Consider the following 19,568-nt stretch of genomic DNA (forward strand, 5'->3'; position numbering starts at 1 on the left):
CTCTGCGCTACTCCGACGGCTCGACGAAGCCCGACTCGTACGCGGCGATCACCGCCTGGGTGCGGTCCCGCGCCCCGAGCTTCGCCAGCACACTGCTGACGTGGGTCTTCACCGTCTGCACGCCGAGGAACAGCAGCTCGGCGATCTCCCCGTTGCTGAGGCCGCGCGCGACCAGCCGCAGCACCTCCGCCTCGCGCTCGGTCAGTGCCGCCCGCTCCATGGTCGCGCGGGCGGCGGGATTGCCGTGGCCGGCCGCGAGGCGGCGGATCGTGGCCGGGAACAGCAGTGACTCGCCCGCCGCCACCAGCCGTACCGCGTGCGCGATCTCGGCCGCTCGGGAGCGCTTCAGCAGGAAGCCATCGGCGCCCGCGCGCAGCGCCTGGTAGACGTAGTCGTCGTTCTCGAAGGTGGTGACGACCAGGATCTTCGGCGGCTGGTCCCCCGGCGCGCCGGGGCGCAGGAGCTCGCGGGTGGCCGCCAGGCCGTCCAGCACCGGCATCCGGACGTCCATCAGGACGACGTGTGGGCGCAGCGTGCGGGCCAGCGCCACCGCGTCGGCGCCGTCGGCGGCCTCACCGACCACCCGCAGGTCCCCCTGCGCCTCCAGGACGGCCCGCATCCCGGCCCGGACCAGCTCCTCGTCGTCGGCGAGCAGGATGTCGATCATCCCGGCGGAGCCCCTCGACGGTCCGTCGCCCACAAGATCGTTCGTCACGAGCCCAAGCGTAGGGGCAACCGGACGGCGAGCACCCACTCCCCGCTCCCGTCGCCCGAAACCCCGGCGGTGGCCTCCCCGCCGAGCAGCGTGGCGCGCTCCCGGATGCCGCGCAGCCCCTTGCCGCCCTTGCCCGCCGCGCCGCCCGGGAGGCGCGCCGGAACGCCGCCGACCGCCGGGCGATTGGCGCAGCGCAGCTCCAACTGCCCTCCCTGAACGGCGATCCGGACGCTGACCGGCTCGCCGGGCGCGTACTTGAGCGCGTTGGTGACACCCTCCTGGACGATCCGGTAGGACTCGCGGGAGAGCACCCCGGGCAGCGCGCCCGCCGACACCTCGATCCGCGCCTCGACCGGGCTCCCGGCCGACCGGGCGGTGTCGAACAGTGCGGGCAACTGGTCGACACCGGGCTGTTCGGTGGCCGTTCCGTTGCCGGCCGCGCCCTCCGGCGTCTCGCGGAGCAGGACGAGGGTGCGTTCGAGGTCCTCCATGGCCCGGCGGCCGGTCTCCTCGATGACTTCGAGCGCCTTGGCGGTGAACACCTGGTCCCCGACCTCCCGCGCGGCACCCGCCTGAAGGACCGTCACCGTCAGTGCGTGGCCGATGGAGTCGTGCAGCTCGCGGGCCAACCTGTTGCGTTCCAGCAGCCGTTCGGCGCGCAGCTCCGCCTCCGCCAGCCGCTCCGCCGGGGATGGCCCCAGAAGCCTTACAGCCATGGCGAGTTGGAGGCGCCCGGCGGACACCACCAGCCAGCCGTAGCCGATCACCAGCACCGGGGCGAGCGGGAGGTACCAGAACGAGTCCGGTCCGGTCAGCAGGTCGTAGCCGCTGGTGAGGCCGAAGGCCGTCGCGAACCCGACCACCGAGCCGAGCACGACCCGCCCGATCAGCCAGCCGGCGGTGCGCCGCCGGTCCGCCCAGGTGCGGGAGGACTCGGCGGCGATGTCCTCCTCGCGGTCGGGCAGCAGCAGCAGTCGCGCCTGCACCCCCTCGGCGCGCCGCGTCGCGGGGACGAGGGCGACCAGGGCGAGCAGGGCGGTGTCCACCGCGGCGCCGGCGACCACGATCTCGCCCAGGCTCTTGTGGTACGTCCCCGGGTAGATCATCAGGACGACGCCCACGAAGATCCACCCGACCAGCAGATGCAGCAGGCGCGCGTACGTGGCGCCGGCCAGCAGCGGCGCGAGGATCCTGGGCATTCCACCATCCTGCCAGCTCAGCGGTCGGCCCGGGCTCCCCCGCCGGCCTGCCGCCGTCTCCCTCCCGGGAGGGAGACGGCTCCCAACCCCGGCGGGATCCGCCGGTACGGCCCGCTCCGGTCGAATGTGACCACCAGCCGGACGATCCGGCACCGGAGCACCGAGAGGGGAGCGCGGCCGTGATCGAGATCCAGGGCCTCACCAAGGAGTACGACGGTCGGCGCGTCGTCGACGACCTGTCCTTCGAGGTCCGGCCCGGCCTGGTGACGGGCTTCCTCGGCCCGAACGGCGCCGGTAAGAGCACCACCATGCGCCTGATCCTCGGCCTGGACCGCCCCACCGCCGGTAGCGCCCTGGTCGGCGGCCGCCGGTACGCCGAACTCGTCCAGCCGCTACGGCAGGTGGGCGCCCTGCTGGACGCCCACGCCCTGCACGGCGGCCGCACCGCCGCCGGCCACCTGCGCTGGCTCGCGGCGAGCAACGGCCTGGCGCCGCGCCGGGTGGACGAGGTGCTCGCCCAGGTCGGCCTGACGGACGCCGCCGGACGGCGGATCCGCGGCTTCTCCCTCGGTATGCGCCAGCGCCTCGGGGTGGCCGCCGCGCTGCTCGGCGACCCGCCGGTGCTGCTGCTGGACGAACCGGTCAACGGTCTCGACCCGGAGGGCATCCGCTGGATCCGCACCCTGTTGCGCGAACTGGCCGCCGAGGGCAGGTCGGTGCTGGTGTCGTCCCACCTGATGACCGAAATGGCGCTCACCGCCGACCACTTGGTGGTCATCGGCCGTGGTCGGCTGCTCGCGGACGCCGCCACCGCCGAGTTCATCGACCAGCACGGCCGGACCAGGATCCGCGTCCGGGCCGTCAACTCGGCCAAGCTCGCCGCCCTGTTCGGCGGCGACCTGCTCCGGCAGTCGGACACCGCCGGCAACCTCACCGCGACCGAGGTCGACGACGGCGCCTGGGAGGTGACCGGCGCCGAACCCGAGCAGATCGCCGCGCTCGCCGCCGCACACGGCGTGGTCCTGTACGAGATCGCGGTCCAACAGGACTCGCTGGAGGAAGCGTTCATGCGGATGACCGCCGACAGCGTCGAGTACCGCGCCGAGGCCACCGCATGAGCCCCGACTCAACTCTCCGGCACCACCTCTGCGCCTTCGACGCCGAGCGGATCAAGCTCACCACCCTCCACTCGCTCTGGATCACCCCGCTGCTCGCCTTCGCGCTCACCGTGGGCACCACCACGGCGATCGGTGCGGCCCTCGGCGGCTCGGAGCACAACCTCACCGACGACCCCGGCGTGGGCGTCTTCTACGGGCTCAACTTCGGCCAGGCCGCGCTGGTCTGCTTCGCGGTCCTGCTGATCGGCCAGGAGTTCAACACCCGCATGATCGACGTCTCGCTGACCGCCGTCCCCCGGCGCGGACGGCTGTACGGCGCCAAGCTCACGCTCGGCGCGCTGGTCGGCCTCGGCGTCGGCGCGGCGGGCACGGCGGGCGCCTTCGCCGGGTACGCGGCCACCGTCCCCGGCGACTGGGACGGCCCCGCCTTCGTCCGCAGCGCCACCGCCGGCGTGCTCTACCCGGTGCTGCTGGTGGTGTTCTGCCTCGGCGCGACCGCGCTGCTCGGCAACCTCACCGCCGCCATGGGACTGCTGGTCCCGGTCTTCTTCCTGCTCTCGCCGCTGCTCGGCGGCGTGGCCGGGGTGCGGCAGGTGGCCCAGTTCCTGCCCGACCGGGCCGGCCAGTACGCGATGCACTACGCCGACGACCCGCAGGTCTCGTACGGGCACTGGACCGGACTGCTGATCATGGCCCTGTGGGCCGGCGCCGCGGCCTACGGCGGCCTGCCCGCCCTGCGGCGCGCCAAGTGACCACGAACGAAGGGAAGATGACCATGAGCGCGGCCCACGCCCTGCGCGCCGAACGGATCAAGTTCACCACCCTGCCCTCCCAGTGGGCGGCCCCGCTGGTCGCCCTGGTCCTGACCGTCGGGGTCACTGCGGCCGTCAGCGCCGCCTCCGACCCCAAGACCGTGGCCCCCGGCACTGACCCGGCCAACGGGATCTACTACGGGCTGCTCTTCGGGCACGTGGCCGTGGCCTGCCTCGGGATCCTGCTGATCGGGCAGGAGTTCAACACCCGCATGATCAGCATCTCGTTCATCGCCGTCCCCCGGCGCGCTCGGCTGTACGGCGCCAAGCTCACGCTCGGAGCCGGGCTGGGCCTGCTGCTCGGGCTGGCGTCGACGGCGGGCTCGTTCCTGGCCGTCGACGCCACCGTCGGATTGGACTGGTCAACCCCCGGCCTGGCCCGCAGCTTCGTGGCCGGCGTGCTCTACCACCCGCTGCTGGTACTGCTCTGCCTCGGACTGACCACGATGCTGGGCAACTTCAGCGCCGCGCTCGGCCTGCTCGGCCCGATGGTGTTCCTCGGCACCACCTGGCTGGCGGCCATCCCCGGCGTCCGCGAGGTCGGCCAGTTCCTGCCGGACCGGGCCGGCCTGTACGCGATGCACACCCGGACCGAGGCCGGCATCCACTACGGCCACTGGACCGGACTGCTGATCATGGCCCTCTGGACGGCCGCAGCCGCCTACGGCGGGCTGCGGGCGATCCGGCGGCACCAGGCTTCCGGCGAGTAGCGCCCGACGGCGGGCGGCGGGCCGGTGGGCCGGTGGCCGATGACAACAAACAGCGAACAGATAACAGATTTCGAAATCTGTTATCTGTTTTCTGTTATCTGTTCGCTGTCATCTGTCACTCGTCACCCGAGCCAGCCAGGGCGGACCAGGCCAGACTCGTAGGCGAGGACGACCAGTTGGGCGCGGTCGCGGGCGCCGAGCTTGACCATGGCGCGGCTGACATGCGTCTTGGCGGTCAGCGGGCTGACCACCAGGCGGCGGGCGATGTCCTCGTTGGAGAGCCCGAGCCCGACCAGGGCAAGCACCTCGCGTTCGCGTTCGGTGAGCATCTCAAGGCCGACCGCCTGCGGTTCCTTCGAGCGGGCGGCGAACTCTCCGATCAGGCGCCGGGTGACGCCCGGCGAGAGCAGCGCGTCGCCTGCGGCGGCGACCCGGACCGCCCGGAGCAGTTCGGCCGGCTCGGCGTCCTTGACGAGGAACCCTGCCGCGCCGGACCGCAGCGCCTCGAAGACGTACTCGTCGAGCTCGAAGGTGGTCAGTACGACCACCCGCACCCCGCCGAGCTCCGGGTCGGCCCCGATCCGCCGGGTGGCCTCCAGGCCGTCGAGGCGGGGCATCCGGATGTCCATCAGCACCACGTCGGGACGCAGCTCGACGGTGAGGCGCAGGGCCTGCTCGCCGTCGTCGGCCTCGCCAACCACCTCGACGTCGAGCTGGGCGTCGAGCAACGCCCGGAAACCGGCCCGGACCAGCATCTGGTCATCCACCAGCAGCACCCTGATCATCAGTCACCCCTCGTCAAGCGGGCCCGGACTCGGAATCCCGCGTCGTACGGGCCCGCCTCCAGGGTGCCCCCGAAGGCGGCGACCCGCTCCCGCATCCCGATCAGTCCGGCTCCCGAGCCGCCCGCGTCGCCGCCGCCCACCGGGCCCGGGTCGTCGATCCGCACGGTGAGGCCGTCGGCCGTCCGGGAGAGCAGCACGGTGGCCGTCCGGGCGGCGGAGTGGCGGATCACATTGGTCAGGGCTTCCTGGACGATCCGGAAGGCGGCCCGCTGGACGGCGGCCGGGACCTCCCCGGGGATGCCCTCGGAACGGACGCTGACGGTCAGGCCTGCCCGGCCGGCCTGGTCGACCAGTTCGTCCAGCCGGTCCAGGCCGGGGGCGGGAGTGCGCGGCGCGGTGGCCCCCGGTCCGCGCAGCGTGCCGAGGACCTGCCGGACCTCGCCCAGGGCCTCCTTGCTGGCGGCCTTGATCGTCGCCAGGGCGCTTCTGGCCTGTTCCGGGCGGGTGTCGATGAGTTCCAGCGCCACCCCGGCCTGGACGTGGATCAACGAGATGCTGTGCGCCAGGATGTCGTGCAGCTCGCGGGCCATCCGCAGCCGCTCCTCGTCGACGCGGCGCCGCTGCGCCTCCTCCGCGGCGGCTCTGGCGGCGGCGGACTGCTCGCGGCGGGTCCGGGCCAGTTCCGCACCGGTCGCGATGAGCAGCAGCACCGCCGTGACGCCCAACTCCTGCCAGGCGTTGGCCTGCCAGCTCTTGGCCCGCAGCCAGTCGTGCGGAACCGCGTAGCTCATCAGCAGCTGACCGACGTAGAAGGCGCCGCCGCAGGCCCAGGCCGCCCGCCGTCGCCCGCACTGGACCGCGACGAAGAACGCCACACCAAGACTGACGAAGACCGGGCCGTACGGGTACCCGGCGAGCAGGTAGCCGATGGTGACCGCTGTGGTGCCGACCATGACCGCCGCCGGGTGGCGGCGGCGCAGCAGCAGCGCGGCGGGGCCGAGCAGGAGCAGCGCGTAGCCGAGGGCGTCGAGCTGGACGCGGTCGGGCTGCCGGTGTCCTGCGCCGACCGTGCCCGCCACCTGGAAGCAGGCGACGGCCAGCGACGAGAGCACGGGCAGGCCCGCCCGGCCGGACCGGTTCCACGGCGGCTTCCACGACGGGCGCAACTCGTTCATCCCGGAAGGCTAGTGCGGCGCGCCACACCTGGGCATCAGCTCGCGGGTGCGGGCGCAGCTACTCCCGCCGTAGTACGCGACTGGCCCGTGGAGGGGGTGCCGCCGTCCCGACGCCACAGCGTCAGGCTCACCGCGACGAACCAGAGGAAGCCGACGTAACGTCCGACCGGGATCAGCAGCGTGGCCGGCTCGGCGACCAGCGAGAGCAGAGACAACGTGCTCGCGGCGGACAGGGCCAGTCCGGACCAGGCCACCCAGGCGGGCAGCGCCCGGCTCACCAGCGCGGTGCGCGACACCTGCCACAGGACCACGCCGAGCGTACCGATCGCGGGCGCGGCGCCGGTGATGAAGGCGAGGTCCATGAGGGCGCGGGACACCGACAGGTCCGCGGCGGTGCCCAGCAGCGACAGGACCCAACCCGCGCTCGCGGACAGCACCAGCAGGACCCCGGACGCACTGCCCGCCGCCCGGACCACACCCGCCCGCACCGGGGTGCCGTAGCGGCCCACGAACTCTGTGAGCCAGGGGACGAACGCCAGCAGCGCCAGTGCCGAGAGCAGTTGGAACAGGGCTCCCACCTGAAGCGAGCGGTGCAGCACCACCGGATCGGCGAGCAGGTACTTCCGCACCACGTCGTCACTGGAGTACGGGGTGGCGAACGGCCCGGAGGGCGCGGTGATGCCGCTGATGACGAGGCTGGCCACGAAGAGGAGCACGTACAGGATGCCGCTGAGCGCTCCCGCGGACGACCGGCGGGGCGAGGTGAAGGACGACAAGGTCGACAGCCTCCAGGCAAGGGACGGCGCCGGCTGGAAGGCCCACGTCCGGCGCGGTTCAGTTCACCGCGCCGGCCGCGCCGGGGCGTCCTCCGGAGGAAGGCTTCCGCCGTACGCCCGCGGAGGTACCGGATCACCGGCCGCCCTCACACAGGCCTGGCGCTTCGGCCGCGGGTCGTACCAAGGGCTCGGCCACCAAGAGAGCATTGTCCTTGTGTCGTGTCAGCAGCTGGTCTGAGACTGGCACTTCGGCCTCCTCCCAACGTCGTACCACCGGGACGCGACGCTACGTCAGCAGGAGTATCCCGACGGCCGCCGCTCGGACGACGACGGCGTGCAGGCGCGGCGACGAGGATTCCTGGGGTCGGCACGGGCGGCAGGTGCCCGCATCGGCGGATCAGTCCGGGGCGACGCGCCGGCCGCCAGGCCGGCGCCCTCAACCCGGCGCGACGCCCGGCCGAAGCCGATGACGCCACGGCCCCCTCCCATGTCTGACGAGACCACGCCGCCCGCCGGCCGATTCACCGTCAACCGAGAATCCACGGAGCCACACTGATGACCACGCCACTGCCCACCTATCCCGATCTCGCGGGCAAGGCGGCCCTCGTCACCGGAGGTTCCCGGGGCATCGGAGCCGAGACGGCAAAGGCCCTGGCCGCCAACGGTGTCAAGGCAGCCGTCGTCGGCCGCGACCGGAGTGCCGTCGACCGGACGGTCGGCGAGATCCGCGCGGCAGGCGGAACGGCGGTCGCGATGACGGCCGACTGCACCGATCCCGCCGACCTCGTGCGGCTGCGTGCACAGGCCGAGCAGTCCGTCGGTCCGATCGAAGTGCTCTGCGCGTTCGTCGGCGGAGGCGGCGACCCGGTGCCGATCGAGCAGATGAGCCTGGAGCACTGGCGCTCGGTGGTCGACCTGAACCTGACCACCACCTTCCTGGCCGTGCAGACCTTCCTGCCCGGCATGATCGAGCGCGGCGGCGGTTCGATCATCACCATGGCGTCCACCGCCGGGCGGCTTCCCGGCGGTGCCGCCGCCTCCTACGCGGCGGCCAAGGCAGGCGTGCTGATGTTCACCCGCCAGGTCGCACAGGAGGTGGGCCGGTACGGCGTGCGGGTCAACTGCCTCGCTCCGTCCTTGATCATGACGGAGAGCCAGCAGGAGCGCATACCCGCCGAAAAGCTCCCGCTGATCGTCAGGCAGTTCCCGCTGGGCCGCGCAGGAGTGCCCGCCGATGTCGCTCACGCCGCGCTCTTCCTCGCGTCCGAGTCGTCGTCCTGGCTGACCGGCCTGACGATCGACGTGGCCGGCGGGCGCATCATGCTCTGACGCCGGTGGCCGGCCGCAGCCACAGGCCGGCGACCACGGCGCTCGCCACGAGAGCCTGACGCAGGCCCCCTCCCCCGTCGTCTCCCGAAGGACCCCGTATGACCACCCCCGCCGCGTCCTCCGCGGCAACGCCCCGTCCGGGCACCCGGCAGCCCAAGAACTTCCGCCTCTCACCGACTGCCCGCAAGAGCGCGGTGGTCGTGCACATCGTCAGCTCGGTCAGCTGGCTGGGCCTGATGCTCTGCCTGCTCACACTCGGCGTGACAGGGCTGCTGACGGACAGCGCGGAGACCCTGCGCAGCGCCTACCGGATGATGCCGGTCCTCGGCGACGCGCTGGTCTTCCCGCTGAGCCTGCTCTCCCTGCTGACCGGACTGCTCCTCGCGCTCGGCACCCCCTGGCGCCTGTTCAGGTACCGCTGGGTTGCCGTCAAGTTCTGGCTCACCCTGGCCGCCACCGCCGCCTCGATCTTCGAACTCACCGCCCGGCTGCACGAAGCGGCCCACCTGGTGGACCAGCACCCCACCGGCACCATCGCGGACATGCACCTCGGATTCACCCGCTACAACCTGGTGATCATCCCGATCGTCGCGCTGTCGGTGTACGTCGCCAACGTCGTGCTCTCCGTCGTCAAACCGTCGGGACGCCACCATGCCCGTTCACGGCCCAGTGGCGGGTGAGCCGAGGCAGGGCCGAGCTCGCTGTCAGACCTCAGCAGTCCCCCGCAATGCCGGGTGGTCCGCGATCACCGTGCAGCTACCCGGCGCGATCTCGGTGAAGCCCGCATCCCGGACCAGCGGCAGACCGCTGGTGACCAGCCCCTCCCACGCCTCCGCCGGGGCCGTCCGCACCGCGAGCGCGAATCCGGCCTCGGCCCACTCCTTGCGCTGCGCCTCGTCCAGCCGCCACCAGGCCAGCTGGGCGGCGTGGCCGGTCTGCGCCATCGTCTTACCCGCGCTCATCTCCAGCTCCGGGTTGAGCCACAGCACCGGCAACCCGGGCTCAGGAGCGCCGACCTCGGTGGTCTCCTCCAAGTCCGTCCCGGAGACCTGGAGCTTGGCGAGGTCCTTCGGCCAGCCATCCAACGGCACCGGCGGAAACACCCGCACCTCGGCCTCCCGTCCGCTCACCGTGATCCCCGGCAGTTCGCCCGCCCGGCGCCACTCCCCGCCCCGGGCCCGCCGGACCACCTTGCGGATCCGGGCGTCCTCCCAGGCCTCGACCCGCTCCGCCCACTCGCCGTCCGCGTCGGTCACCCGCGAGTCGGACAACAGGGTGAGCACCGCCCGGGCCGAGGTCTCCAGCGCGTCGGTCCGCCCGGGCGGCGTGGCCTTCTCCAGCCGGACGAGCAGCGGCAGCACGTACTGCGGCCGCGCGTCACGGTCCGCCGGGGCCGGGGCGTCGTCGGCAGCGGAAACGGGCGCCGGAGCGGAATCGGAAGCGGCATCGGGAGCAGGGGTGTCGAACGGAGAAGTCACCCGTCCAGCATGCCAGCCCCGCCACCCCGGTGATCACGCGGTGCCGGGAGCCCGTACGACCCGCCCCGAACCACCCGAGCCGCCGCCATCTCCACCCCCGTCCCTACACGCCCCTGCCCCCGCACGCCCCTGCCCCTGCACACCCCCGCCCCCGCACACCGCCGCTCAGCGCAGCCGCTGCCGCAGTTCGTCGACGGCCGACCGGATGCCCGCGCTGTAGGCGTCCTCGGGGAGCGCGTCCAGGCTGCGCACGGCGCGTTCCAGCTGCTCGCGCGCGAGGTCGGGCTCGCCGAGCTTGAGGTGGTCCGAGGCCAGGTTGAGGTGCAGCGAGGGGTAGAACGCGCGCACCTGGAGGGCGGACTCGTAGGTCTGGGCACGCTCGGCGGTCAGCGAGTCGGCGGCGGCCAGCGCCCGCCGGTCCCACTCCAGCTCGTCCTGCGGATAGTCCTGTAGGTCGGCCAGGTAATGGGCGAGGACGCAGCGGTGGAAGACGTCGCCCCGCTCGCCGAGCGCCGCCCAGAGCGCCTCGAAGCTGGCCCGCGCCTCGGCCGTCCGCCCGCGCTGGGCGGCCTGCACGCCGTCCAGTCCGAGCGCGATCCGGGTGAGCACCTGGTCGTCCCGGCCCGCCGGACTGTCCGCCCGGGCCGGACCGTCCGCCCCGTCCGGTCCCCCGGGTACCGCACGCACATCAGACGTATCGGACATGCCCGCAGCCTAGTCGCCCACCCGTCGCAGCGCCCGAAGAGCACTTCGCACCATCCCGACCAGGGCCGACCCGGCCCGACGGCCGGTCAGCGCCGGTAGCCGCGCTGCGGGTCCCGCGCCTCCGCGTCCTCGTACGTCAGGAACCAGCCCTCCGGGTGCGTGGCCGCCAGCAGCACCTCGGTGCGCTGCTCGGCGCCCAGCTCCGGGTCGCCGTCGTCCGGTCCGTAGACGCCGAACAGTTCGTCGTGACAGCCGTCCCAGTCGTAGTCGTACAGGTCGGCCGGCAGGTCGCCCATCATGTCGGCCACCGACTCGGGCTGCGCGCCGAGCAGGGCCCGGGCGTCCACCAGGGCCATCCGCAGCCCGATGTCCTCGGCCAGACATCGCGGCAGCGGCCATTCACCGAGCGCGAGGTCGTCGGCCAGGTCGTCGAAGGCCCGGGCCATGGCGCGGCGCCAGTTCCGGTGCAGCCGCCAGGTGCGCTGGGGCAGGCGGGCGTAGACCGCCCAGTCGGCGTCCTCGCCGTCGACGACCGGGTCGTCACCGTGCTCGTCGAAGTCGTCGTAGGCGGCGTCGGCCAGGCCGATCAGCTGGGCGTGCAGGAGGCAGGCGGTGCGCGGGGTGAGGGTCCAGTCCGCGCCGGCGCCGCCGTCCTCGTCCTCGTCGCCCTCCAGCGGGAACAGCTCGGCGAAGTCCGGCGCGAAGTCCTCGGTGACGCTGATCTCCAGCGTGCCGCCGATCGCCTCGACCCCGGGGATCGCGGCCACCAGCCGGTCCGGGTGCAGCAGGGCGCCGAGCGCCGCGTTGGCGTCCTCGGAGACCTCGCGCAGCAGCTCGCGGCGCTGGCCGGCCGGGTCGACGCCCTCGAACACCAGCTCCTCGACGGCCCTGATCGCGGCGGCGCGCAGCGCCGGCCAGTCGGTGATCCGCAGGCCCAGCACCACCGTCGCCTCGATCTCCTGCGCGCCGGAGTCCTCCGCCGCGCCCGGCCCCTGTGGATGATCGCTTCGCTCGCCCATGGGGCTACGGTACGGCCTTTCGGCCGCCCGATCACCGGTCTGAACCAGCTTCTGGACCCCTTCTCGGCCATCGCCCGGCCCCGCCTCGATCACTCGGACGTACGACACGGCAGGATGGACCCATGGCTGACATCAACGAGTACGGCGGCGGGCAGGGCCCGAACGCCGACGTCCTGGTCGTGACCACCAACGACATCCCCGGCTTCCGGGTCGATCATGTGATCGGCGAGGTCTTCGGGCTGACCGTGCGCAGCCGCCACCTCGGCAGCCAGATCGGCGCCGGACTGAAGTCGCTGATCGGCGGCGAGCTGCGGGGCCTGACGAAGACCCTGGTCGAGAGCCGCAACGAGGCGATGCAGCGGCTGATCGAGCAGACCAAGGCGCGCGGCGGGAACGCGGTGCTGATGATGCGCTTCGACGTGACGGAGGCGGCGGACGTCGGCACCGAGGTCTGCGCCTACGGCACGGCCGCGGTGATCTCCCCGGCCGTCTGACGCGTCGCCCGCGCGGGGCGCCACGCGGCGGGACCGCAAGCACCCGCGGACGCGGGAACACCCGCCGCACCCCCGATGTTTCACCGGCGTGACTGTTTACGGTGCAACCAATGGCGGGCAGCGGCACGCGGACGTCCTGGTAGTGGACGTCCACGTGGTGGACATCCTGGTGGTGGGCGCCGGACAGGCCGGACTGTCCGCCGCCTACCACCTCCGCCGCCGCGGCTTCGCCCCCTACCGGGCGGACGCCGACGGCGGCTTCGTCGTGCTCGACGCCAACCCCGCACCGGGAGGCGCCTGGGCGCACCGCTCACCGTCCCTGCGGATGGCCACCGTGCACGGTTTCCACGACCTCCCGGACGCCGAACTCCCCGCGCCCGACCCCGAGGCCCCGGCGCGCGAGGTCGTGCCGGGGTACTTCGCGGCGTACGAGGCCCGGCACGCGCTCCCGGTCGTACGCCCCGTCGCCGTTCGCGCGGTGCGCGCCGAGTCGGACCGCCCGGACTCCCGGCTGCTGGTCGAGACCGACCACGGCACCTGGTCCACGCGGGCGCTGATCAACGCCACCGGCACCTGGACCCGCCCGTTCCTGCCCCACTACCCGGGCCACTTCGCCGGTCGCCAACTGCACTACGCCGACTACCGCGGCCCCGGGGAGTTCGCCGGCCGGCGCGTCCTGGTGGTGGGCGGGGGCGCTTCGGCGATCCAGGTGCTGTCCGAGGTGGCTGCGGTCGGCGAGACGGTCTGGGTCACCCGGACCCCGCCCGTCTACCACGAGGGGCCGTTCACCCCCGAGTACGGACGCGCGGTGGTCGCCAAGGTCGAGGAACGGGTCCGGCAGGGCCTGCCGGTGCGCAGCGTGGTGAGCGTCACCGGGCTCGGCCCGTCCGTCGCCTACCGGCGTGCCGAGGAACTGGGCGCCCTGCACCGCCGCCCGATGTTCGACCGGCTCACCGAGCACGGCGTCGCCTGGGGGGAGGAGGAGCTGGCGGTGGACGCGATCGTGTGGGCCACCGGCTTCCGCCCGGAGGTCGGCCACCTGGCCCCGCTCGGGCTGCGCTCCCCCGGCGGCGGCATCGCGCTCACCGGCACCCGTGCCACCGCCGACCCGCGCGTCCACCTGGTCGGCTACGGCCCGTCCGCCAGCACCATCGGCGCCAACCGGGCCGGTCGCGCCGCCGTCAGCGACCTCGTCCACCTGCTCGGCGACCCGGCCAGGCTGCCCGCCCCGGCCGTGGTCTGAAGCAGTCGGGAGGGGAAGGGCGGGGCGGTCGGCCGCTCAGCGGTCGTAGTCGACCGTCACCCGGTCGGTGATCGGGCGGGCCTGGCAGGTGAGGACGTAGCCGGCAGCCAGCTCCTTCTCCTCCAGCGCGAAGTTGCGGCGCATCTCGACCTCGCCCTCGGTGACCAGCGCACGGCAGGTGCCGCAGACCCCGCCCTTGCAGGCGAACGGCAGGTCGGGGCGGGAGCGCTGGGCACCGTCCAGGATCGAGCGGTCGCACGGCAGGGAGAGCGTGCTGCCGCGCCCGTCCAGGACGACGGTGACCTCGCTGTGCGGGCCGTCGGCCGCTCCCGCCGCGCCGTCCCGGTCCTCCGGTCGCTCGGACACCGGCTCGTCCTCGGCGTGGAACAGTTCCTGGTGCACGCGCTCGCCCGGCACGCCCAGCCCGGCGAGCAGTTCCTTCGCCCCCGCGACCATCCCGAACGGGCCGCACAGCCACCAGTGCCCGACGCTCCCGACATCCACCAGCGCCCCCAGCAGCGCCCCCACCCGCTCCGGGTCCAGCCGCCCGCTGAGCAGTTCGGCGTCACGGGTCTCCCGGGACAGGACGTGGACCAGCTGGAAGCGGCCGAGGTAGCGGTCCTTCAGGTCGGCCAGCTCGTCCGCGAACATCACGGTGTCGCTGCGCCGGTTGCCGTACAGCAGGGTGACGGTGGAGCTGCGGTCGGCGGCCAGGACGGACGCGGCGATCGACAGCATCGGGGTGATGCCGGAACCGGCCGCGAGCAGCACGTGCTCGGCCGGAACGCCGAGGTCGGGGGTGAACAGGCCCGACGGCGTCAGCACGTCCACCTCCTCGCCCGGCCCCGCGTCCCGGACCAGCCACCGGGAGAACAGCCCGCCGGGCACCTCCCGGACGGCAATCCGCAGCGGCCCGTCGGCGGGGGCGCAGATCGAGTACGAGCGGCGCTCGTCGACGCCCTCCACCACCTTGCGCAGCGTCAGGGTCTGCCCCGGCCGGAATACGAAGTCCGCCGCGAGCCCGTCCGGCACCTCGAAGGTCACCGCCACGGCGTCGTCGCAGAGCCGCTCGACCCGCTCGATCCGCAGCCGGTGGAAGGTCGGGCGGCGGGCGGGGCGCAGCGTGGACACCGCGGCCTCAGCGGGAGTGTCGGCGTGCGCGGCGACGGAGGCTTCGGTCTGGGAGGCTTCGGTCTGGGAGGCGTCGGCCTGGGACGCGGCGGGCTGGGAGGCGTCGGCCTGGGACGCGGCGGGCGAAGCGGCGGGCATTCAGATCTCCTTGACGCGTTCGAACGGCTCCCGGCAGGCGCGGCAGCGCCAGAGCGCCTTGCAGGCGGTGGAACCGAAGCGGGACAGCTCCTCCGTGTCCGCACCGCCGCAGCGCGGGCAGGGCACGGGGGCGGCCGCGGAAGCGAAAGCGGCAGCGGAGGTGCCGGCCGGAGCGGCGGTGCGGGTGGGACCGAGCGCGAGCGGGACCGGGCCGGCCACGCCGGCGGCGGAGGTCGGACGCGGCGGGGCGATACCCGCCTCGACGAGTTTGCGGCGGCCCTCGGCGGTGATCAGATCGGTCGACCACGGCGGATCCAGCCGCAGCCGGACCCGGACGTCCCGGTACCCGGCCGCGCGCAGCCGGCGGTCCACGTCTGCGGCCATCTCGGCCACGGCGGGGCAACCCGAGTAGGTCGGGGTCAGCCAGGCGGTCACCGCGCCGTCGTCCACCGCCACCTCGGCCAGCACGCCCAGGTCGGCCAGGGTCAGCATGGGCAGCTCCGGGTCCGGCACGACCGCCGCGACCTCCCAGGCCGTCCCGCGCTCCGTCAGCGCCGCGCTCACCACGTCGCCCCCGGGTGCGCGCGGGCCAGCACCTGGAATTCGGCGAGCAGCGGGCCGAGCGCCTCGGTGTGCACGCCGTCCCGGCCGGCCCGGCCGAGCACGGTGGCCAGCGGCCGCACGTCCGGTACGGTCAGCCCGGCCTCGGCGAGAACGGCGCCGAGCGAGCGCAGCACCGGTTCGCGCAGCACCGCCGGATCGGCGCCCGTCCGCAGCTCCACCGGGTGGGCCGTGAACAGTTCCTCCAGCAGCGGCCAGAGCGCGTCCAGCCCGGCCTGCATCCGCGCCGAGGAGTACGGCGTGCCGTCACCGAGCCGAAGCGTCCAGGCGGTGGCGTACTCGCGGTGGTACGCCAGCTCCTTGACGCCCCGGGCGGCGACCGCCGCCAGCACCGGGTCCGGGTGCGCGCTCAGCGCCTCGTACAGGGCGCAGCGCGTGGTGGCGAACAGCAGCAGCCGGGCGATCGAGTGGGCGAAGTCGCCGTTCGGGGCCTCGACCAGCCGGACGTTGCGGAACTCGTGGTCCTCCCGCCAGTACGCCAGGTCGTCCTCGGTGCGGCCGGAGCCGTCCGCCTGGCCGGCCCGGGTGAGCAGCAGCCGGGCCTGGCCGAGCAGGTCGAGGCCCAGGTTGGCGAGCGCGACCTCCTCCTCCAGTTCGGGCGCCCGGGTGCACCACTCGATCAGGCGCTGGGAGAGGATCAGGGCGTCGTCTCCGAGCATCAGGCAGTAGGCGGCGAGGTCCGCGCCGTCCACTCCGGCGGGCACGGCGGTGTCCACGCCGAGCAGCGGGTCGGCGAAGCCCGTCCCGTACGCCCAGCGGCCCTCGCCCTCGGGGCCGGGCGTGGCTTCGGCGAGGCCGAGGTAGACGTGGTCGTCGGCGTCGACGTCAGCGCCGGCCTGCGTGCTGTGGTCCTGCATGGCGGTTCCCCCGTCAGATGTGCGGGACATCCTCGGGGATGTCGTAGAAGGTCGGGTGGCGGTAGACCTTGTCCCCGCTGGGCTCGAAGAACGGGTCGCGCTCGTCCGGGGTGGAGGCGGTGATCGCGTCCGAGCGGACCACCCAGAGGCTGACGCCCTCGTTGCGGCGGGTGTAGAGGTCGCGGGCGGCGAGCAGGGCCATCCGGTCGTCGGCCGCGTGCAGCGAACCGACGTGGACGTGGTTCAGCCCGCGTCGGGGGCGCACGAACACCTCGTACAGCGGCCAGCCGGCCTTGGACTCGGTCACTTTCCGTTCTCCTGTTCCGTGGGCTCGCCCGTACGCCCGGGCTGCCCGGCTTCGACGGGCGGTTCGGATCCGGTGGGCTGCCCGGGTTCGGCGGACTGTTCGGCGCGGCGCTTGGCCGCGTAGGCGACGGCCGCCTCACGGACCCAGGCACCGTCCTCGTGCGCCGTCCGGCGGCGTTCGACCCGCTGGGCGTTGCACGGGCCCTGGCCGTGGATGACCCTGGTCAGCTCGGACCAGTCCGGCTCGCCGAAGTCCCAGCCGCCGCGCTCCTCGTTCCGGCGCAGCTCGGGATCCGGGAGCGTGACGCCCAGGTGTTCGGCCTGCGGGACGGTCATGTCGACGAAGCGCTGGCGCAGCTCGTCGTTGGTGTGCCGCTTGATTCGCCAGGCCATCGAGCGGGCGGTGTTCGGCGAGTCGGCGTCCGGGGGCCCGAACATCATCAGAGACGGCCACCACCAGCGGTCCACCGCGTCCTGGACCATCCGGCGCTGCGCCTCGGTGCCGCGCATCAGTGTCAGCAGCAGCTCGTAGCCCTGCCGCTGGTGGAACGACTCCTCCTTGCAGATCCGCACCATCGCGCGGGCGTACGGGCCGTAGCTGCAGCGGCACAGCGGGACCTGGTTGCAGATCGCGGCGCCGTCGACCAGCCAGCCGATCACACCGACGTCGGCGAAGGTGAGGGTCGGGTAGTTGAAGATCGAGGAGTACTTCTGCCGGCCGGAGATCAGCTTCTCGGTCAGCTCGGCGCGGTCGACACCCAGGGTCTCGGCGGCGGCGTAGAGGTAGAGGCCGTGGCCGGCCTCGTCCTGGGCCTTGGCGAGCAGGATCGCCTTGCGGCGCAGCGAGGGGGCGCGGGTGAGCCAGTTGCCCTCGGGCTGCATGCCGATGATCTCGGAGTGGGCGTGCTGGGCGATCTGGCGGACCAACGTGGCCCGGTAGGCGTCGGGCATCCAGTCCCTGGGCTCGATCCGCTGCTCGGCGGCGACGACCGCCTCGAACCGGTCCTCCAGCGCCTGCGCGGGGACCGCCTCGGCCACCTCTGCTGTCACCACGATCACCTCTCGTGTCCCGCGCCGGCGCCCGCGGCGCCAACCGACTGACCGTTCGGTCGGTACCATTCTGCGCGGCAAGGTGGAGGGATGGCAAGGGACGCGGGTGAGGGGCGGGGTTTCGGGCGGCGGACAGTCGTCGACGGGCGGGCTGCCGCGAGCGGGTGGGCAACAAACAGATAACAGCTAACAGATTTCATTATCTGTTAGCTGTTATCTGTCAGCTGTTACTTGTCATCCGTCTTCTGTTCTCTGTTCCCTGCTCCCTGCTCCCTGTTCGCCGACAGCCCCCGGCCGCCGGCAGCCCGCTCAACCCTCCGTGCGGTCGCGCAGCCTCGGCAGCGGTACGGCGAGGAGCGCGGCCAGCAGGGCGATCCGGGGTGCCAGCTGGTCGAGCCGGATGTGCTCGTGCCGGGCGTGAGCACCGGCACCGACCGCGCCGAAGCCGTCCAGCGTCGGCAGCCCGCGCGAGCCCGGCAGATTGGTGTCCCCCGCGCCGCCCGCCGGACCGCCGTCCAGCTGCTGCCCGAGCACCGCGGCGAGTGAACGAACGTGCCGCAGCAGCGGGTTGCCGGTGCGCTCGGGCCACGCCGGACGGCTGGACAGCACCTCGGTCCGGACCCTGGCCCCCGGGCGCAGCGCGGTGAGCCGAGCCAGGTTGTCGAGCGTACGGCGCTGCGCCTCGACGGTGGAGAACCGCAGGCCGAGCTCGGCCTCGGCCCGGCCCGCGACCACGTTGGCCCGCGAACCCCCGCTGATCCGACCGGCGTTGAGCTCCGTCCCCGGCTGTCCCGCGAGGCCGCGGACGACGACGAGCTGGTCGACGAGTTCGTCGACTGCCGACACCCCGTCGTGGGCGTCGTTGCCCGCGTGGGCCTCACGCCCGGTGACCGTGAGCCGGACCCGAGTGCTGCCGCGCCGGGCCGTCTTCAACCGGCCGTCGGGGTGCGGAGGTTCGAGCCCGAGGACCGCGGCCGCACCGCGCAACTGGCGCTCGACCAGGCGCCGTCCGTCCGGACTGCCGACCTCCTCGTCGGAGACGACGACCAGCCGGACGGCGCGGTGCGGCCGCTGCCCGAGGTCGGCGAGCAGGGCGAACGCGCCTTCCAGGATGGCGAGTCCGCCCTTCATGTCGACGACGCCGGGGCCGCTGAGCAGACCGTCCTGCTCGGTGACCGGCCAGTCGGCGAGGGTGCCCACCGGCCAGACGGTGTCGTGGTGGCCGACGATCAACAGGTGCGGCAGCGTCTCGTCCTGCCCCTCCCACTCCAGGACCAGGTGGTCACCGGCCGGCCCGGGCTCGCGTCGCGCGGTGGCACCGGTGGCGCTGAAACCGGCGCTCAACTCCTCGGCGAGAGCGTCGAGTCGGGGCACGTCTCCGCTGGGCGACTCGATCCGGGCCAGGTCCGTGCACCGGCGCCGGACGGCCCCGGCCAGCGTACGGGCGCGGGTGCTGAGGGCCTGCGGTAGGCCGGGGAGTGCGGCGGTCGCAGCAGCGGTGGCCGAGGCTGTGACGGTGACCGTGGCCGTGGCCGTGGCCGTGGCATGAGCGGTCGCGGTAGCAGTAGCGGTGAGGGCCTCACCGTCAGCAGCGGCCGGGAGGTCGACGGGGGCGCGGTCCGAGGCAGGGGCGGGCGCGGGGGCGGAGTCACCGTCGGGGGCGGCGGCACTCGGCGCGGCGGGCGACCCGACGATCTGGGGACTCAACGTTCGCCTCCGCGGCCGCTGCCGGTATTCAGCGGCCGGTCCGGCCGGCCACCCCAACCCGGCTGCCAGGCCCGGCCGGACCGCGCCGATCGACCGGGATGGTGCCCGGCCCTTCGGAACGGACCGTCTGGCCCAAGTGCGGTGGAACGGCTGGGCGGCGTGCTTGGCATTGCGTCCTCCTCGCTCGATCCGGTGGCCCC

At 73.5% G+C, this 19,568-nt stretch carries 21 protein-coding genes; 7 read left to right on the forward strand and 14 right to left on the reverse strand.

Annotation, left to right across the window (positions count from 1 at the left end; all coding sequences use genetic code 11):
• Positions 1-7 precede the first annotated feature (7 nt).
• A complete protein-coding gene (locus tag ACIP37_RS10580; RefSeq protein ID WP_363579664.1) occupies positions 8-667 on the reverse strand; it encodes a response regulator transcription factor in 660 nt (219 codons plus the stop codon).
• A 44-nt stretch (positions 668-711) separates the two neighbouring features.
• Entirely contained in the window at positions 712-1,914 is a 1,203-nt protein-coding gene (locus ACIP37_RS10585) for a sensor histidine kinase (RefSeq protein WP_400804869.1), read from the reverse strand.
• Positions 1,915-2,093: 179 nt separating this feature from the next.
• Here ACIP37_RS10585 and ACIP37_RS10590 point away from each other — a divergent pair, with 179 nt between their 5' ends.
• Genes ACIP37_RS10590 through ACIP37_RS10600 form a run of 3 tightly spaced genes read left to right on the forward strand, consistent with a single transcriptional unit; the run spans position 2,094 to position 4,554 of the window.
• Positions 2,094-3,032, forward strand: a complete 939-nt coding sequence (locus tag ACIP37_RS10590; RefSeq protein ID WP_363579408.1) for an ATP-binding cassette domain-containing protein — start codon at positions 2,094-2,096, stop codon at positions 3,030-3,032.
• Entirely contained in the window at positions 3,029-3,784 is a 756-nt protein-coding gene (locus ACIP37_RS10595; RefSeq protein WP_400804866.1) for a hypothetical protein, read from the forward strand. Before ACIP37_RS10590 ends, ACIP37_RS10595 begins: the two co-directional genes overlap by 4 nt.
• A gap of 23 nt (positions 3,785-3,807) precedes the next feature.
• Positions 3,808-4,554 (forward strand): hypothetical protein, encoded by a 747-nt coding sequence (locus ACIP37_RS10600; protein ID WP_400804863.1) that lies wholly within the window; start codon positions 3,808-3,810, stop codon positions 4,552-4,554.
• A 122-nt stretch (positions 4,555-4,676) separates the two neighbouring features.
• Here ACIP37_RS10600 and ACIP37_RS10605 read toward each other — a convergent pair whose 3' ends face one another.
• The 3 genes from ACIP37_RS10605 to ACIP37_RS10615 are packed head-to-tail and all read right to left on the reverse strand — an operon-like array spanning position 4,677 to position 7,290.
• The gene (locus ACIP37_RS10605; protein WP_400804860.1) at positions 4,677-5,339 is read right to left on the reverse strand and encodes a response regulator; all 663 of its coding nucleotides are present in this window, start codon (positions 5,337-5,339) and stop codon (positions 4,677-4,679) included.
• Entirely contained in the window at positions 5,339-6,514 is a 1,176-nt protein-coding gene (locus ACIP37_RS10610; RefSeq protein ID WP_363627580.1) for a sensor histidine kinase, read from the reverse strand. Before ACIP37_RS10610 ends, ACIP37_RS10605 begins: the two co-directional genes overlap by 1 nt.
• A 35-nt stretch (positions 6,515-6,549) precedes the next feature.
• Positions 6,550-7,290 (reverse strand): hypothetical protein, encoded by a 741-nt coding sequence (locus ACIP37_RS10615; RefSeq protein WP_363579414.1) that lies wholly within the window; start codon positions 7,288-7,290, stop codon positions 6,550-6,552.
• A gap of 555 nt (positions 7,291-7,845) precedes the next feature.
• Here ACIP37_RS10615 and ACIP37_RS10620 point away from each other — a divergent pair.
• Together ACIP37_RS10620 and ACIP37_RS10625 are read left to right on the forward strand one after the other, a co-directional pair.
• Positions 7,846-8,619, forward strand: a complete 774-nt coding sequence (locus ACIP37_RS10620; protein WP_363579416.1) for an SDR family NAD(P)-dependent oxidoreductase — start codon at positions 7,846-7,848, stop codon at positions 8,617-8,619.
• Between the two features lie 98 nt (positions 8,620-8,717).
• Positions 8,718-9,299 (forward strand): DUF2269 domain-containing protein, encoded by a 582-nt coding sequence (locus ACIP37_RS10625; RefSeq protein ID WP_363579418.1) that lies wholly within the window; start codon positions 8,718-8,720, stop codon positions 9,297-9,299.
• 24 nt (positions 9,300-9,323) lie between these two features.
• Here ACIP37_RS10625 and ACIP37_RS10630 read toward each other — a convergent pair whose 3' ends face one another.
• The 3 genes from ACIP37_RS10630 to ACIP37_RS10640 all read right to left on the reverse strand — a co-directional run bounded on the left by ACIP37_RS10630 (position 9,324) and on the right by ACIP37_RS10640 (position 11,821).
• Entirely contained in the window at positions 9,324-10,097 is a 774-nt protein-coding gene (locus tag ACIP37_RS10630; protein WP_400804854.1) for a peptidyl-tRNA hydrolase, read from the reverse strand.
• Positions 10,098-10,262: 165 nt separating this feature from the next.
• Positions 10,263-10,802, reverse strand: a complete 540-nt coding sequence (locus ACIP37_RS10635) for a hypothetical protein (RefSeq protein WP_400804851.1) — start codon at positions 10,800-10,802, stop codon at positions 10,263-10,265.
• Between the two features lie 86 nt (positions 10,803-10,888).
• A complete protein-coding gene (locus ACIP37_RS10640) occupies positions 10,889-11,821 on the reverse strand; it encodes a hypothetical protein (RefSeq protein ID WP_350875123.1) in 933 nt (310 codons plus the stop codon).
• Between the two features lie 122 nt (positions 11,822-11,943).
• On the opposite strand from ACIP37_RS10640, the gene ACIP37_RS10645 reads away from it, so the two are divergent.
• Both ACIP37_RS10645 and ACIP37_RS10650 read left to right on the forward strand, forming a co-directional pair.
• The gene (locus ACIP37_RS10645; protein WP_363579424.1) at positions 11,944-12,315 is read left to right on the forward strand and encodes a YbjQ family protein; all 372 of its coding nucleotides are present in this window, start codon (positions 11,944-11,946) and stop codon (positions 12,313-12,315) included.
• A gap of 142 nt (positions 12,316-12,457) precedes the next feature.
• Positions 12,458-13,558: an NAD(P)-binding domain-containing protein gene (locus ACIP37_RS10650; protein ID WP_400805277.1), complete on the forward strand. Its 1,101-nt coding sequence runs from the start codon at positions 12,458-12,460 to the stop codon at positions 13,556-13,558.
• Between the two features lie 36 nt (positions 13,559-13,594).
• On the opposite strand, the gene paaE is transcribed toward ACIP37_RS10650, so the two are convergent.
• From paaE to ACIP37_RS10680, 6 genes are all read right to left on the reverse strand, one after another.
• Positions 13,595-14,827 (reverse strand): 1,2-phenylacetyl-CoA epoxidase subunit PaaE, encoded by a 1,233-nt coding sequence (paaE, locus tag ACIP37_RS10655; RefSeq protein ID WP_400804847.1) that lies wholly within the window; start codon positions 14,825-14,827, stop codon positions 13,595-13,597.
• Positions 14,828-15,394, reverse strand: a complete 567-nt coding sequence (gene paaD / locus ACIP37_RS10660) for a 1,2-phenylacetyl-CoA epoxidase subunit PaaD (protein WP_400804844.1) — start codon at positions 15,392-15,394, stop codon at positions 14,828-14,830.
• The gene (gene paaC, locus ACIP37_RS10665; RefSeq protein ID WP_400804841.1) at positions 15,388-16,305 is read right to left on the reverse strand and encodes a 1,2-phenylacetyl-CoA epoxidase subunit PaaC; all 918 of its coding nucleotides are present in this window, start codon (positions 16,303-16,305) and stop codon (positions 15,388-15,390) included. Before paaC ends, paaD begins: the two co-directional genes overlap by 7 nt.
• Positions 16,306-16,318: 13 nt before the next feature.
• The gene (gene paaB, locus ACIP37_RS10670; RefSeq protein WP_030056311.1) at positions 16,319-16,612 is read right to left on the reverse strand and encodes a 1,2-phenylacetyl-CoA epoxidase subunit PaaB; all 294 of its coding nucleotides are present in this window, start codon (positions 16,610-16,612) and stop codon (positions 16,319-16,321) included.
• A complete protein-coding gene (gene paaA / locus ACIP37_RS10675) occupies positions 16,609-17,730 on the reverse strand; it encodes a 1,2-phenylacetyl-CoA epoxidase subunit PaaA (RefSeq protein WP_400804835.1) in 1,122 nt (373 codons plus the stop codon). The genes paaB and paaA overlap by 4 nt, the downstream gene beginning before the upstream one ends.
• A 240-nt stretch (positions 17,731-17,970) precedes the next feature.
• Entirely contained in the window at positions 17,971-19,368 is a 1,398-nt protein-coding gene (locus ACIP37_RS10680; RefSeq protein ID WP_400804832.1) for a M20/M25/M40 family metallo-hydrolase, read from the reverse strand.
• Positions 19,369-19,568: the final 200 nt, after the last annotated feature.

The organism is Kitasatospora sp. NPDC088861 (assembly GCF_044750105.1).
In the GTDB taxonomy this organism is placed as follows: domain Bacteria; phylum Actinomycetota; class Actinomycetes; order Streptomycetales; family Streptomycetaceae; genus Kitasatospora.